Source organism: Streptomyces sp. V4I2 (assembly GCF_030817655.1).
GTDB lineage: Bacteria > Actinomycetota > Actinomycetes > Streptomycetales > Streptomycetaceae > Streptomyces > Streptomyces plumbiresistens.
The window spans coordinates 1-14,196 of the sequence record NZ_JAUSZM010000004.1; the positions used below are offsets into that span (position 1 = coordinate 1).

Sequence of the window (14,196 nt, forward strand, 5' to 3'; positions counted from 1 at the left end):
CCGCTTCGCTCTGCCTCCGGCAGCCGAATACTCGCTCCGCTCGTTTCGCGCGTCCCCGCGCGAAAGGCAGCCCGCCTCCGGCGGGGGGTTTATGGAACTGGCCTCCGGCCAGATTCCATAAACCTGCGTGCCTCCGGCACGAACAGCGTTGTATGGGTGGGGTGTTGCGGTTTTGTGGGATGGGGTTTGATGGGGTGTCAGGAGGTTTTCGGGTGCGGGGTGCGGGAATGGCCTTCCAGTCCATTCCCGGAGCCTGTCAGGGATTCTCCGAATTCCCCAGACAGGAAAGAAAGAGAAGAATTCCCGAATTCCATGGAACCAGAAAAGCATGGAAATCAGAAACGGGTTGGTCCCTCCGGGACCAACCCGTTTGAAAGAGAGGGAGAGTGAACGAGCGTCAGAACACGACAGAGGGTGTGTGGGCACCCACCGGGCACCCACACACCCAACACCTCGTCAGGTGCCTCGCCAGGCGCCCCGGCACCCAGCGCGCGGAGGCCCCGCCGACGCGCAACACATCCACTCCGCCCCGATCCCCGACGCCGCCGCGCCACCCAGCCCGCACCCACCCTTTCTCTCTCATTCGGGCAGGGAGAGCGGCAGCAGAGGGGATGTCAGCAATGCGACCACGCCAAGAATGCCCATGTGACCTGTGGTTTTGTGCGAAGTCTGCCGATGGGTTGCGCAACCCCGATTGCAACACCTAACGCAACGTCAGAACGCAACCCGGTACGCAACATCAGGCGCAACGAGGGGTTCCATCCCAACCCAAGATGCACTATTCTTTGAGTTCTGGGGGAGGCGACCCCCGGAAACCGCAAGGAACAACGAAGGGGAAACCGTGGAAATCAAGATCTCAGACGGCATTGTCAGCCGCGTACGCGGAGCGGACGCGCCAATGAACGGCCTTGCCATTCAGGCCCGTACCGTCGCGAACTTCCTTCCGCTTTCCGTCCGGCGCGCGGGTGCCGATATCCTCCACAACATCGACGACAAGTACACGGGGATTCGCGTCAACACCAAGCGCGGCCCGGTCGTTCTGGAAATGCCGACGGGTGACGCGAATTACCGGCTCGTCCACCAGCTTCCCGAGCCGAACAAGGCTGGTCAGACCGAAGTGGAAATGCGGCGCTTCCCTCAGATCTACAAGCCGCATGGGATCGCTCTCATTTTGGGCCAGTTCCTCGAATCGCGCGGGTTTCTGAGCTAGCTGCCTTCCCTCCCTGAGAGTGGAGGGGAACGGGAAGAAAGCGCAGGTCAGGGGTGGGTTTACTCACCCCTGACTTGCACTATTGTTGAAGTTGTTCGGGGGGCGGTGGCCCCGCCCCCCGACCCCGCAGAAAACAACGTCGAAGGGGAAGCGACAAATGGCAGAGCAGGGAGCCCGGCAGATGCTGCCGGAGGTACAGAAGTACTTCGCGAGCGTTGAAGCGGCCACCACGGCTCAGAGCGCAGCCGAGGCTGCGGCAGGCGAGAAGTACCCGGAGCGGCACGACCACAGCGATGACGGTCGGCGCCAGTTCAGCGCCTACTACGAGGAGGTCGACAAGGCTTACGCCGCGTGCGCAGATGCGCAGAAGACCGCGTGGGAAGCCCTCAAAGCGTCCGGTGATCCGCTGGTGAAGTGGATCGCCGAGAACTGCGCGGAGTACCGGGCCGAGGCTCAGCACATCCTGCCCATCCTGCCCGCCACGGCCGATGAGCTGGACGATCTGGCCGACACGCAGAACTGGTGCAGTGTCTGGGGCGACTTCAGGCAGCGGGCAGCCGATGCCGGAGTCATGCCCGGCATCACTCCCCCGAGCCCGGCCAGGAAAGCAGTCTTCGAACGGATCGACCGAGAGGGCTGCTGCCCCATGGGACCGGTGTCCAGGCGACGCATCGGCCAGGCCCTGGACGCCCTGATCCAGGAAGCCCTGACCGCTGAGGCCAGCGCCGCAGAGGTCCCGGCATGACCGAGACGAGCCACTAGCCACCGAGGCCCGAGTAACAGCAACGCCGAGCCGCCGCGCCCTGCTTCCCCACCTCCGCAGGGCGCGGCACCCCGGCCAGGCTCACTATCCGACGGCTTGCTGTCCCGGCATCCGTCCCCCCGTCGGCAGGCGCGGGGCGTCGAGACACGCGTCAAGTAGCCGAGCCACGGGCCGCAGGGACCGCGACCGAGAGCGCAGCAGCGCAAGCGCCCGGACATCCAGAGGGCCGACGCTCACCGCCCCTGCCCAGCCTGCGCCGGCGGTCACGTCCACCGCCCTGGAGAACAGCGGTGCCAGCGTGCAGGTGCACCGAGGCCACCCGCAGACACGAGCATGCCCGCCCTGCCCTGGTCAGCGCCCGCTGAGACCCAAAACCGCCAGGTCAGGGGTGGGTTTACCCACCCGCGATTTGCACTATTGTTGAAGTTGTTCGGGGGGCGGTGGCCCCGCCCCCCGAACCGCAGAAGACAACAGCGAAGGGGAACATCGCATGACTCAGCAGTACGCAGAGCGCGCCACAGCAGCAGCCCCCCGGGGCGCCCGGAACGCCGATCTCCGGGACCTGGTCAGCATCCTGGAGGACCACAGGAACCGGAAGCTGGACGTCGTCACCTCCGCATCCGCTCTGTCATTCCGTGACGGAAACGTCCAGGTCGAGGGCATCGAGCGCCAGATCACGGAAGAGGGCGTAACGGACGTGGACGGCACCTACCGCCCCACCGCCGTGGCGGACGAGGGCATCGCGGACAAGCTGAAGATCCCGGTGGGCTACCTCCGCCGCATGCGTGCCGAGAACGTCCCGCTCCTGGACGAGAACGTGAACGCGTGGCTGCGCCAGGAGCCCGAGCGCCGTTTCATGCTCCGTGCGCTCCGAGGCGACAGCGCCCCCGGCGCCGCGCCCGCCGCTGGCGTGGCCCGCGCGTTGATGTCCGACAGCTACAAGGTCATGGACAACCTTGACATCCTGCTGGCCGCCCTGGACGGCGTGCAGAAGTCCGGGCACCCGACCAACGTCACCGGCTGCGATCTCACCGACCGTCGCATGTACGTGCGGGTGGAGTCCGAAGCGGTCGCCGTCATGGCGCCCGAGCTGCTCAGCGGGTACCGCTCACCGTTCGACGGCCGCAGTGGTGACGAACTCCCGATCGTTTCGGCCGGGTTCGTCATCACCAACAGCGAAGTCGGGGCCGGTGCGTGGTCGGTGACCCCGCGTGTGGTCATGCGGGTGTGCACCAACGGCCTGACGATGCCCATGGATGTCATGCGCGCCGTGCACATCGGCGCCAAGCACGACGAGGGAGTGGTGTCCTGGTCGGAGGAGACCGAACGGAAGGAACTCGCAGTGATCACGTCCAAGACCGCCGACGCGGTCCGGACGTTCCTGTCTCGCGAGTACGTCGAAGCGAAGCTCCGTGAGATTCAGGCCGCCGCCGGTAAGCCCGTGGCCGAGCCGACGAAGACCATCGAGCACGTCACGAAGTCTCTCAAGATCAGCAACGAGACCAAGGAGACGATTCTCGCCCACTTCATCCGGGGTGGGCAGATCACGGCGGGTGGCGTGATGCAGGCCGTCACATCGACCGCGCAGACCCTCGCCGACGCCGACCAGGCCGCCGCCCTGGAAGCGCTCGCACTTCCCGCCCTCACGGCCGCCGCCGCGCACGGCTGACAGACCCCCGTGCGGGCCGGGTGACCCCGACACCCGGCCCGCACGGGCCCACAGCGCCCCGAGTCGGAGCGTTCGCAGTAGTCGCCGGACACGGCGACCCAAGACCCCGTGTGGGTCGGGGCCCCCGCCCGGCCCACACGGGCCCCCGAGCGCGGAGCGCGCCCGCCTCGCCCCTGCCGCGTAGCGGCAGAGACGTCTGCGGAGCAGACCGCGCGCGAGGAAGCCCCGCTACACCCGAACGCGGTGCGCGCCACACCGCCCACCGCCCCACCGCCGTCCCCACACGGCCCCCGCCGGCCTTTTGCTGACTCCCTCTCGCCAAGGAGCAATCCGCCATGCCCGCACGCCCCGGATTCATCCCCCCGGACAAGGCCGCAACCGAGGCCGCCATGGATCGCACACTGGACGCGCTGGCCGCCGTGTTCGAGGCCATCGGCCCTGGCGAACGCACGCTGGACATCGCGATCATGCGGACCGACGGCGTACCCCTGTGCCAGACAGTCGAATTCTCACCCACAACGAACATCGAGCTCAGCGGCATTCTCGGCGATGACGACTACTACACCCTTGCCGTGTTTCTCGTGTTCGCGCTGGAGGGCAGCACTGTCACCGGCGCCACTCTCATAGCCACCACGGCCGCCGAGCCGCGCCCCCGCAGCTGCGGCTGGACCGTCCGTAACGGATGGCTGCACCCCATGAATACCACCGCCGTCGAAGTCGCCCTCACTCCCTGCCCCGGCGTCGCCGCCGAGGACCGCGAGATCTACAGCGCTCCGGCCCTCCCGGAGCCGACCGCCAGCGACGAGGGGAGCAATCGTGCCTGACACCCCCGCACCAGCCGCGGACCCCATCGACGTCCCCGCCCGACAGACGCTCCCAGGAACCCGGATCATCGCCCACCGCATCCCCTACTGGGGGATCGAAGGCCCCTACCTCCACATGGACGCCGCCGACATCCACGCCCGGTACGACCAGCATGCGGGCCAGGCAGGCGACTACCCTGCCCGCATCGCCGAGTTCGGCCGACAGACGACCGGCCAGGGACTGGACACCTTCCTACGCGGCAACCTCAACTTCTGGCTTTCCAGCGAAGCAACGATGACGGACGACGGAGTCATCCGCTACCGCCAGACCCGCAACCACTCCACCGCCACGTTCACCCCCGACCGGGCATCCGGAATCCTGATCAACCGGCCGGACGAACAAGTCACAGCGCCCGCCTACCGCGTCACCGGACCACCCGGCGTCACGCAGATATGGCGAGGCCGCGCCGTCCGCGATGCCATCGCCAGATGCCGCCGCAAACCCGTCGTCGGGTGGCCCGCAGGGTGGGCCCACCTCATGCCCGACTCCTCCATCAGGTTCGACCCCGGAGGCTTCCCGTGGAGCGCGCCGGACATCTACACCGCCGAGCCCGCCGACGAGCCCGACACCTGGGGCCCGCCGTGCGGTGAGTGCAGATACCCCAAGTCTGAACACGACTTGTCCCGCCTGTGGCCCCGCTCGCGGGCCGACGGCAGCGGCTGCACCTGTTGGAGCTACGTCCCGCAGACGTAGCTGCCCACAAGCCCCGTGTGTCTTCCCCGGCCTTCCCCAAGGGGGAAGGCACACGGCCCCCAGGCCAGATCGCCGCTGGCCGCCCTTGCTTCCCCGCGCCCGCCCCTCCCCTTCGCCGGGCGCGGGGAGACCATCACCGCCCACCAGGCCACGACCACCGCAGCGCACCGCCCGCCACGTCGACCACCACCAGGAGCAGCCGCCATGAGTTCGACTCTGAGCGTCGAGACACCCGCTGGCACCGTGCACGCCACCGCCCGGCCCCGCGGACACGACTCCGTCGTGTTCGAGCTGGGCGGAGCGATGCGCGGGAGCGTCCACGTCACCGGCACCCACCACGTCCGGCACTGGGACCAGTTCACCGCCGTCCGCGCCTGCCTCGGCCCCGTCAACGCCTTCCAGGAAACCGCCCCCGCCGAGGCACTGCCGCGGCTCGCACGCAGCCGCACCGGTTACCGAGGCAGCCTCACCCTTTACCGTGACGCGCCCGCCGACCGCCCCCAGGTAGCCGTCTACCCGATGGAGTCAGCCGCCGGACACGAGCCATCGTCCACGACAGCGCAGACGCTCACGGCCGTCCTGCGCGCCTGCGCCGAACACGTCACGCATCGCTCGGACTTCCCCCAGATCCTCACCGCCTCCCGTGAGCGCGACACTCCCGCCCTTCTGCGGTTCCTCACCTGGTCGGCCGACCACCACCGCAGCGCAGCCGCCCGCCTGGAAGGCAAGGCCCGCGCCTCGCAGCCCGCGCTGCGCGCGGCCGTGACCACCTGGTGGACCGTCGCCCGCTGGTTCACTGCCCGGCCCCACCCCGTCCTGTTGCTCATGCTCACCAACCTGGACGGATCCTTGGCCCGCAACGTCGACGTCCAGGCGTGGCTGGGCCCCTACTGCCTCACCGAGGCCGCCGGCGAACACGACCGCGCCCGCAACGCCGCGGCCGAAGCCTCATCCCTGCGCGCCCAGCAGCGGACCCGGCGCACCGCCCGCCGCCCACAGCCCGGCACGCCCACCACACCCCGGATGGAGACCGTGTGACCCTGCGCTGGCTCATGACGCTCGGAGAGCGCACCGACCCCGACACCCCCACCTACGCCGAATGCCCACCGCCCGGCCAGGCCCGCGCCGCCGCCCTGGTCGACGACTTCGGACAACTTTTCCCCATCCTCCGGAACTGGAGGCGCCAGTTCGGCCACGCCGTGACCGGCTGGGCCGCACAAGTCGAAGTCGACGACATCGAGCACCCTCCCCGCCACGTGTGCGAGGACTGGGGGCCGGAGCTCCGGCTCGACACCGTGCCAGGCGGATACGTGGTGGTGTCCGACTACCGGGACCACGAACCGCCCGCCCCCAACACGCTCCAGCACCAGGTGAAGCGCCCGGCCCTGGACGCCGGGACGGCGGCACATCCGTAAGTCCTCAGTTCAGGGGTGGGTTCACACATCCCTAAAAAGCACTATTATTGATGATGTGGGAGGGGGTTCCCCCCACCCCCTCCCACACCCGGCGCTATCCGACCGAGCACCCGACACTGTCCGGCCGAGCAGGCCGACTACTCCGCCCCAGCCCGAGGAGAGCATCCATGGCCCACGCGTCCGCGCAGCTGATAGGCGACCGCTCCCACCAGTGCGACGCCACCGCCACCTACACCCACGCCGGGACCCGCGCGTACGTCCTGTGCGACGGCATCGGTTCCAGCGACGATGTGCAGGCCTGGACCAGCGCCGCCGCCCGCCGCGTCGCTCAGGCCGCTGCGCGACGCGGCGACGCCGAGGCCGGCCTCCGCGCCGTCTACGACCGGTACGCCGCCGAGCCCGCGCGCAGCGACCCGTACGCGGACTTGCCCAACGCATGCGCCGCCGTCGCCGTCGCCGCTCCCGGCAAGCCGCTGACCGTCGCATGGTGCGGCGACGTCCGCGCCTACGTCCTCATTCCCGGCCGCACTCTCCAGTGCCTCACTGCTGACCACAACATGCGGCGCGTCTTCAATGGCAGCCGCAATCGTGTGACGTCCTACCTGGGAGCCGTGGAGTCCGACGACCAGTGCAAGGGCCGGTTCGGACACCCTGCGATCGAGTCCGCCACCGCCCCCACGGACGCCTGCCGCCTGCTGCTCGCCAGCGACGGCGCGTACGAGCCGCTGGAGGATTCCGCCCGCGATCTCGCCGCCTATCTCGGCTCGAGCCCCAAGCGGGCCGCCGGGGACTTCGTGGCCGCCGCCATCGAGCACGCCTCAAGCTACGCGGACAACGCGACCGTCCTGGTTGCCGACCTCCCCGCAGCGCGCTCGCGGGAGTGAACCGCAGGTCAGGGGTGGGTTCACACTCAGCAGTAATGCACTATTATTTATGTAACGGGTCCGGGGAACTCCCCGGACCCGGCCCCCAGGGCTGAACCGTCCCCCTCAACGCCCAGGAGTTGCCTTGCTGACTTCGTTGCTCCGCGCCCTGTTCCCGCCCGTGATCCGCATGACCGCCCGTCCGCTCGACACGGGTATCCCGCCGCTGCCGCCGACCGCCCGCGACGTATTCGGCGCCGACCTCACTGCGGATCAGGCCGTCACTTACAACCGGGGTCGTGTGGCCACCTGCACTGCTGTGGCCCTGTACCGCAGCGGCCAGCAGCTCGACGAGCTGAGCGACGACGAACTCGACACCGCCGTGCGTGCCCTCAAGTTCCCGTACTCCCGCCCCAGCGAAGAGACCCGGGCCGCCATCCGCGCAGCGCTCGGTGTGCTGGAAGCCGATCCCACGATCCGTGTCATCTGACCGGGACGCCGTGACCCCGCAGACGAGCTACGTCCACAGCATCAGCCGTGGCCGCCGAGCTCCGCGCCCAAGGCCACCACGTCGTCACCCCCGCAGCCGTCGCGCCCGCACAGTTCCCCGCCTGAGACCGGGCCACCCAGTCATCCAGTACGCCCCGGAGGGATACCCCCATGGCCGCAGCCACCTCGCCCATCCTCACCGCGGACGCCGTCACGGTCGCCACCGACCACATGGGCCGCCTGTACGCCGTCATCCCCGACGATGTCGCCCGCCCGCTCGCCATCGCCGCACGCAAGGGCATCGACCCGGAGGCACGCGGCATCTTCTTCGAGTCCGACCCGCACCCGGCCGACTCCTGGCCCGCCCTCACCGTGCACGTCATCTTCGAAGCCGTCCTGGCCTCCCCCGTCGCCGCCCATCACCCCGACGCCTGGGGACTGCGCCAGTACCGGGAGCACGGCGGAGGCACCCTTCTCGGGTTCATCGTCGGGGAGAGCGGATGGGACCCCAGCACCCGGTGGTGGCGAGACTGGGACAACACCGGCGACCTGCGCGTCCGGGGCTGCGCGTCCATCGTGACCGCGAGCCGCCCCGCCCTCGCCGGAACCTGCACCTTCTGACAGGCCCACCGCCGAGCCCACCAGACGTGCGCGCGGGCGGCCGTCGCCACCAGACGAGGCGCGGCCGCCCCGATCTTCTCGCCGCAGGAGGCCCCCCAGCCATGCCCGCCACCCCGCGCAACGAGCCCCGCCCGTGGATCCCCTCCGAAGACTTCACCGAAGCCTGCGAGACCTGCCACGCCCCCGCCGGGCAGCTCTGCCGACCGCTCTGCGACACCGGATACACCGCACAGGACGCACAGCGGGACGCCGAAAGACGCGAGCAGCACAGCCCCACCAGCCCGCCCACCGTCTGAATTTCCCCAACCAGCCACCTTGGCCACGAAGTTGCCGCGCCCGAAGGAGCCCCCCGCTCCTGGACCACCACCGCCGGCCTGAGGTCCTCGCGCGCCGTCGCCGAACTATTCAAGGCCACTGTCGCCGAGACCGGCGACAGTCCCGACCGCCAGCGGATCATCACCTACGCCGACGGCCGCACTCTGGAACTGCCGGCCACCCTCCACCCGCGTGACCATCAGCACGAGAGGACATCACCGATGAAGTCCAACGACTTGGCCTCAGCGCTTGCCACGCCGACCGCGCCACTGGTTCGCGAGGCCCTCACCCGTCTCACACTCAAGTCCCTGGAGTCGTTGACCATCGAGTCCCTCACCGCGACCGAGGAGAAGCTCCGCGAAGTCGTCGTCGACCGGGTCGCAGCCTTCGCAGCGCAGCAGAGCGAGGACGCCCCGGCACCGGTGGCCGCGTACTTCACGCCCACGGAACGGAGGGCGGCGCAGGGCGTCACTTGGAACCCGTTCATCGCAGCGCTCACAACCACCGAGGAGACGCCGGACCTGCGGCACACTCACACCCGGGCAGTCCGCGTACCGGTTCGAGAAGCAGAACTGACCGACACGCTGTTCGCCGACCGGGAGCTGGCCTCCGCGCTCAACCGGCTCGCAGCGATCGATCCGCCCGAACTCGAAGACGTGCTGCGGGTCCACCTGCCGACCCGCCAGGTCACCCGCGTGACGGCCTGACCCAGGGAGGCCCGCCGTGTCCGTCAAGTCGTCCGTGTACGCGATCTACGGCATTGCAATTGCCCCATCCCATGACCTCAGCGCGCTCCACACCGCGCTGGAAGCCCGGCCCGCCGAGACTGCCAGTCCGGCCCCGGGGTTCGTACGCGTCGGCCTCTTCCGTGTCGGCGACAGTGAGCACATCATCCTGGGCACGGCGTGCGAGGAGCTGGAGCCCAACGAGTACCGGCCGATGTCCGACCTCGACATCGACCCGCTATGGAACGACGCCCTGCTCAGTCTCACCGAGCAGCACGGCCTGCCAGTTCTGTCAGGGCCGTCGTGGCTCTTGGTTCACGACCTGAGCTAAGCAACGCATTTTTGCAGGTCAGAGGGTGTCTAGCCGCATCCCATAACTGCACTATTATTGAAATATGACGACGGGGAGACGCTCCCCCAACTCCCCACTGAGACAAGGAAGAGGAGAGCCACATGGCCACCGCCGTCTCGCCCCAGACCGACAAGCCCGACGATTTCGAGGAGACCGCACAGCACCTCGTCCACCTCGACCCGGCACTGCTCGTACGCGACGAGTGCAACGCCCGCGAGCACGACACCGAGCCGGACACCAAGCTGATCTCGTCCGTCAAGGAACTGGGCGTCGAGGAGGTCATCAGCGTCCGGCCGAACCCGGACGGCACCTACGGGGTGTTCAAGGGGTGGCGGCGTGCCCAGGCGGCGCAGATCGCCAACGCCACGGCCGAGCAGGACGGCCGCCCCGTCCGCACCGTCAAGGCGTTCGTGTGCGCGGATCTGGTCGGCCGGGATGGCTGGACCCGGTTTCTGTCGCTGGTGGAGAACGACCACCGCCAGAAGATGGACGCCCGGGACACCCTCAAGGCCCAGGAACTGTCCCTGGTCGGCATGGACGAGGTCGACCAGGCCAGGGCCGTCAAGGCGATGGGCCTCAAGCGCGGCGCGGTCAACCACCTGCGCAAGGCTCAGAAGCTGAATGACGCTGTACTGCGGCAGGCCACGGCCGGAGGCATGGACCTGGAACAGACCGCCCAGCTCGCCGAGGTCGAGGGCATCTCCAACGCCACGCACCGGCTGCTCAAGGCCCTGGCGAAAGACCAGGAAGAGGGCCGGGGCGGGCGCGGGCACTGGGACCAGGAGTTCGCCTTGCTGATGGAGGAGCAGGCCAGCGCCAAGGCCCGCGCGGACGCCACAGCAGCTCTCCAGGAGTCCGGCGTCGCCCTGCTGTCTTCCCTCCCCCACGGGCAGCGGCAGTCGGCCCAGCCGCTGACCGACCTCACCACCGGTCTCGGGGCCCCGCTCACCGTCGACAACCACCACGGCTGCCACGGCCACTGCGCCACGCTGGACGAGGACAACCAGCCCGTCTGGCACTGCGCCGACCCGGCCGCCAACGGGCACAAGGTCCGCAAGCAGCCCAAGCCGCCGCGCAGCGCGGAGGACGAGGCGGAGGCGGCGGAGAAGTCGGCCGAGCGGGCGCGGGTGGTCGCCTGCAACCGCGCCTGGAAGGCCGCAGCCGGACCCCGCCAGCAGTTCATCAGCCGCCTGGTGAAAGGCAAGAGCCTCCCCGACGAGGCGCGGACCTTCGCTCAGCAGGTGCTACTGGAGCTGCCCGAGTTCTACGGCAAGTGGGCCAGCAAGGGCAACACCGCTGACGTCGCACGGTTCCTGGGTGCCAAGGAGGGTGAGGACGCCACGGCGGCGGAACTGGCCGCCGCCCTGCCCAAGGCCAAGCTCTCGAACGTGCTGTTCGCCCAGGTCGCCGCCGCCTTCGAGGCCGACATCCGCGACCCGAAGACCTACGACATGGTCCGCTACCAGCCCGCCTACCTCTGGGAAGCCCCCAACCCCCAGCAGGCCGCCTACCTGCTGCTCCTCGAAGCACTCGGCCAGGCCGACAACGGCAGCTACGCCCTTTCCGAGGTCGAGGACCAGGCCGTGGCCAAGCACCGGCCCAAGACGCCGGACGCCGCCTGACCCCTCACGCACCCCGGCCGGGGCACACCGTGCCCCGGCCCTCTTCCCCGAACCAGACACGCGCACAGGGAGTTCGTCATGCCCTCATCCAGCCCCGCCGAACCCGAGCAGACCACGAACCGGCGAGACCAGCCGCTCACCCTCGCCCGCCTGCGCCAGCTCATCCGCCAGGACTGGGCAGGTCTCCCCGGCAAGACGCTGGTTGTCCTTTCCGGTGACAGCGAGGGCAACCGCTACTCGCCCTTCAGCACCTACAGCCGTAGCCGATACGCCCCTATCTACGGGCTGACCGGCGACGTCTACCCCCTGGAAAGCGAACTGGCGGAAGACCGCGAGCTGCGCGAGCTGTTCCCCGAGATCCCTGACCACGCCGTCGCAGCCCTCGTTCTCTACCCGCTCGACTGACCGCCCCGCCTCGCCCCGGTGGGTGCATGGCATCCACCGGGCCCGGCCGACGTCCGGCCCCTGAGTCTCCGGGCAGATGCCCGGTCACCCCCGCGACACGAGAGGAACCACGCATGCTCACCACGCCCGAGGTCCGCGACCACATCCGCGACCTGACCGACGCCAAGTCCCTGGTCGCCATTCAGGAGGCCGCCACCGCGCGGCTCCTCGAACTGGACGCTGAGAAGCGGCCCGTCATCACGCCCGGCCGGTCTGCCGAGATCGACTCCACGATCAGCAGGGCCTGCCTGCGCTTCCTGACCGGCACAGTCCAGCAGCCGAACCGTACCGGCAGGCGGTTCGACATCCTCCTCGACGAGGCATCCACCAAGCGCCTGCGCAGCGACCAGACCAACCGCTGGCACACGATCCCCGACGACGTGGAGCGATTTCGCCTGACTGGCATACCCGCGGGCTGTATCAAGCTCACGGACGAAGCCGATTCCTAGGAGTCCGCGCTCCGGGGGCAGCGCGACGTGCTGCCCCCGGAGCCTGCACCCCAGCCCGCCGGCGTGGAGCAACAGCGCCGATTTCCGGCTCCGCGAGAGCCCGCCGAGACCGGCCTCCCTCACCCGCCGCATGGCACCGCGGGCTTCGACAACTTCCACTGAAAGGACGGCCTGCGATGCTGGTCCGCCTCTCTCCCGCCCAGCGTGACCTCCTGCTCGACCACCTGCATTTCGGCAACCGGCCCGTGCGCGGAAGCCACACCCTTCGCACCGCCCTGGACACCGCCACGCTCGCAGACCAGCGCTACGAAGTGGACATGAGCGCCGAGATGGTTGAGGCCGCCTCGTTCCTGCTCCGCTTCGCATCTGCGGGCGACGGACCCCGTCGGGAAGACTCGCGCAGCTTCGACGCCGCGCACATTCTCGGCCCCCGCCAGCAGACCCACCGCGAGCGCCTGATGTCCGCTCTCGCCGCAGGCGCCGAGATCCGCGAAGTCCGTTCCTTCCATGACGCTGCCCACCGGCCCCGGCACGGGAACGATCCCAAACCGTGGGTCATCACCGACACGGCGCTCAACGCGGAGTTCCGCCTCCCGGACGACGACGTCCACCCCGTATGGCCCCTCCAGCCGGTGCTGGTCATCAGCGACAGCCTTTCCGACGATCCGGTGGGCCTGCACCCCTGCCGGGTGCCGCTCCGCCACCTGCCGTCGGTGCTGTTCACCGCCAAGGAGTACCAACTCGCCCCGCTCGTACTCCTCGATGACCGCAGCTACGCCACCTTCAAGCTCCGCCACATGCCGCGCCGCCCGGGCCTGATCGTCGTCTGCGCCGACCTGGACGACGCCAGCACCTATCCACGGGGCGCGGTCATCGCCGCCGAGGCCGTTCTGAGGGCCGGACAAGATCTGAGCTGGCTGCACCTGCGCATGCATGACGCCACGGAGTGCCAGTACCTCCCTCTGGACGACCTCCTGACCGGTGACATCTCCGACCCGCCCCCGCCGACCGGCAGCTGACTTCCCCTCCAGCGGGCGGCCGCCGCAACAGTCGGCCGCCGCCCTGATTTAAGGACGTGCCGATGCATCCGATACCTCAACGCTGCGCGCGCCGGCCGCTGTCGGGCGGCCTGGTCGTGCCGTACGTGTCTTTGATCCACGGTGGCTACGCCGCCTTCGGAACCCTCGACGCCGAGCGGGCACGAACCGCTCTCGTACGGCGCCTGTGCCAGATCTGCGGCGAACGGCTGGAGGAACGCTGCTTCCTGATCGTCCGCCCGGCCGACATCGTCCGGGGCATCTCACCTGAACCCGCCCTGCACCCCGAGTGCCTGCCCTACACCGCCGCGCACTGCCCCATGCTCAACGGCACCGTCACGCACTACCGCAGCCGCGCGGTCCTGACCGGCCATCCCGCCGGGCGCCCCTGCACCGACCCGTCCTGCCCGTGCCCTTCCCTCTCGCCCGACCAGGGCCACACCGCCCGCAGCGGCGCCCGGGCCGACCGGTACGAGGCCTGGATGATCCACACCCGCGACTACCTCCTGACCGGCCCGGACGACCAGCCAGGAGTCATCGACGGGATCAGCACCGCAGTTCCCGCCCTGCGCAAGCGGCTCCTGCGCAACGCGACGCTCCCACCCGAGCAGGAAGACCTGCTGAACCTGCTGCGCTCCGTCCTGGACGGGACCGAGTGACCTCCC

At 69.3% G+C, this 14,196-nt stretch carries 18 protein-coding genes; all 18 read left to right on the forward strand.

Going from position 1 to position 14,196, the window contains the following annotated elements; all coding sequences use genetic code 11:
• The first annotated feature begins 841 nt into the window (after positions 1 to 841).
• The 18 genes from QFZ76_RS50020 to QFZ76_RS50105 all read left to right on the forward strand — a co-directional run bounded on the left by QFZ76_RS50020 (position 842) and on the right by QFZ76_RS50105 (position 14,190).
• Positions 842 to 1,210, forward strand: coding sequence for a hypothetical protein (locus QFZ76_RS50020; protein ID WP_307680406.1), 369 nt, complete (start codon positions 842 to 844; stop codon positions 1,208 to 1,210).
• 157 nt (positions 1,211 to 1,367) lie between these two features.
• A complete protein-coding gene (locus QFZ76_RS50025) occupies positions 1,368 to 1,955 on the forward strand; it encodes a hypothetical protein (RefSeq protein WP_307680407.1) in 588 nt (195 codons plus the stop codon).
• 508 nt (positions 1,956 to 2,463) lie between these two features.
• Positions 2,464 to 3,642 carry a DUF932 domain-containing protein gene (locus tag QFZ76_RS50030; protein WP_307680408.1) on the forward strand — a complete coding sequence of 393 codons (1,179 nt, stop codon included), beginning with the start codon at positions 2,464 to 2,466 and terminating at the stop codon, positions 3,640 to 3,642.
• 335 nt (positions 3,643 to 3,977) lie between these two features.
• The gene (locus tag QFZ76_RS50035; protein ID WP_307680409.1) at positions 3,978 to 4,466 is read left to right on the forward strand and encodes a hypothetical protein; all 489 of its coding nucleotides are present in this window, start codon (positions 3,978 to 3,980) and stop codon (positions 4,464 to 4,466) included.
• Positions 4,459 to 5,199 carry a hypothetical protein gene (locus tag QFZ76_RS50040; protein WP_307680410.1) on the forward strand — a complete coding sequence of 247 codons (741 nt, stop codon included), beginning with the start codon at positions 4,459 to 4,461 and terminating at the stop codon, positions 5,197 to 5,199. The genes QFZ76_RS50035 and QFZ76_RS50040 overlap by 8 nt, the downstream gene beginning before the upstream one ends.
• A 204-nt stretch (positions 5,200 to 5,403) precedes the next feature.
• Entirely contained in the window at positions 5,404 to 6,237 is an 834-nt protein-coding gene (locus QFZ76_RS50045; RefSeq protein ID WP_307680411.1) for a hypothetical protein, read from the forward strand.
• Positions 6,234 to 6,614: a hypothetical protein gene (locus QFZ76_RS50050; RefSeq protein WP_307680412.1), complete on the forward strand. Its 381-nt coding sequence runs from the start codon at positions 6,234 to 6,236 to the stop codon at positions 6,612 to 6,614. Before QFZ76_RS50045 ends, QFZ76_RS50050 begins: the two co-directional genes overlap by 4 nt.
• A 167-nt stretch (positions 6,615 to 6,781) precedes the next feature.
• Positions 6,782 to 7,498 (forward strand): PP2C family serine/threonine-protein phosphatase, encoded by a 717-nt coding sequence (locus tag QFZ76_RS50055; protein ID WP_307680413.1) that lies wholly within the window; start codon positions 6,782 to 6,784, stop codon positions 7,496 to 7,498.
• Between the two features lie 124 nt (positions 7,499 to 7,622).
• A complete protein-coding gene (locus QFZ76_RS50060; RefSeq protein WP_307680414.1) occupies positions 7,623 to 7,967 on the forward strand; it encodes a hypothetical protein in 345 nt (114 codons plus the stop codon).
• Positions 7,968 to 8,137: 170 nt separating this feature from the next.
• A complete protein-coding gene (locus QFZ76_RS50065; protein ID WP_307680415.1) occupies positions 8,138 to 8,587 on the forward strand; it encodes a hypothetical protein in 450 nt (149 codons plus the stop codon).
• Positions 8,588 to 8,688: 101 nt separating this feature from the next.
• Positions 8,689 to 8,883, forward strand: coding sequence for a hypothetical protein (locus QFZ76_RS50070; protein WP_217236428.1), 195 nt, complete (start codon positions 8,689 to 8,691; stop codon positions 8,881 to 8,883).
• A 240-nt stretch (positions 8,884 to 9,123) separates the two neighbouring features.
• Positions 9,124 to 9,609 (forward strand): hypothetical protein, encoded by a 486-nt coding sequence (locus QFZ76_RS50075; RefSeq protein ID WP_307680416.1) that lies wholly within the window; start codon positions 9,124 to 9,126, stop codon positions 9,607 to 9,609.
• A gap of 16 nt (positions 9,610 to 9,625) precedes the next feature.
• Positions 9,626 to 9,958 (forward strand): hypothetical protein, encoded by a 333-nt coding sequence (locus QFZ76_RS50080; RefSeq protein WP_307680417.1) that lies wholly within the window; start codon positions 9,626 to 9,628, stop codon positions 9,956 to 9,958.
• 122 nt (positions 9,959 to 10,080) lie between these two features.
• On the forward strand, positions 10,081 to 11,601 hold the full coding sequence (locus QFZ76_RS50085; RefSeq protein WP_307680418.1) for a ParB N-terminal domain-containing protein: 1,521 nt from the start codon (positions 10,081 to 10,083) through the stop codon (positions 11,599 to 11,601).
• Between the two features lie 78 nt (positions 11,602 to 11,679).
• Entirely contained in the window at positions 11,680 to 12,006 is a 327-nt protein-coding gene (locus tag QFZ76_RS50090; protein ID WP_307680419.1) for a hypothetical protein, read from the forward strand.
• 113 nt (positions 12,007 to 12,119) lie between these two features.
• Positions 12,120 to 12,494, forward strand: coding sequence for a hypothetical protein (locus QFZ76_RS50095; protein ID WP_307680420.1), 375 nt, complete (start codon positions 12,120 to 12,122; stop codon positions 12,492 to 12,494).
• 176 nt (positions 12,495 to 12,670) lie between these two features.
• Positions 12,671 to 13,513, forward strand: coding sequence for a hypothetical protein (locus QFZ76_RS50100; protein ID WP_307680421.1), 843 nt, complete (start codon positions 12,671 to 12,673; stop codon positions 13,511 to 13,513).
• A gap of 62 nt (positions 13,514 to 13,575) precedes the next feature.
• A complete protein-coding gene (locus tag QFZ76_RS50105) occupies positions 13,576 to 14,190 on the forward strand; it encodes a cell envelope biogenesis protein OmpA (RefSeq protein WP_307680422.1) in 615 nt (204 codons plus the stop codon).
• Positions 14,191 to 14,196: the final 6 nt, after the last annotated feature.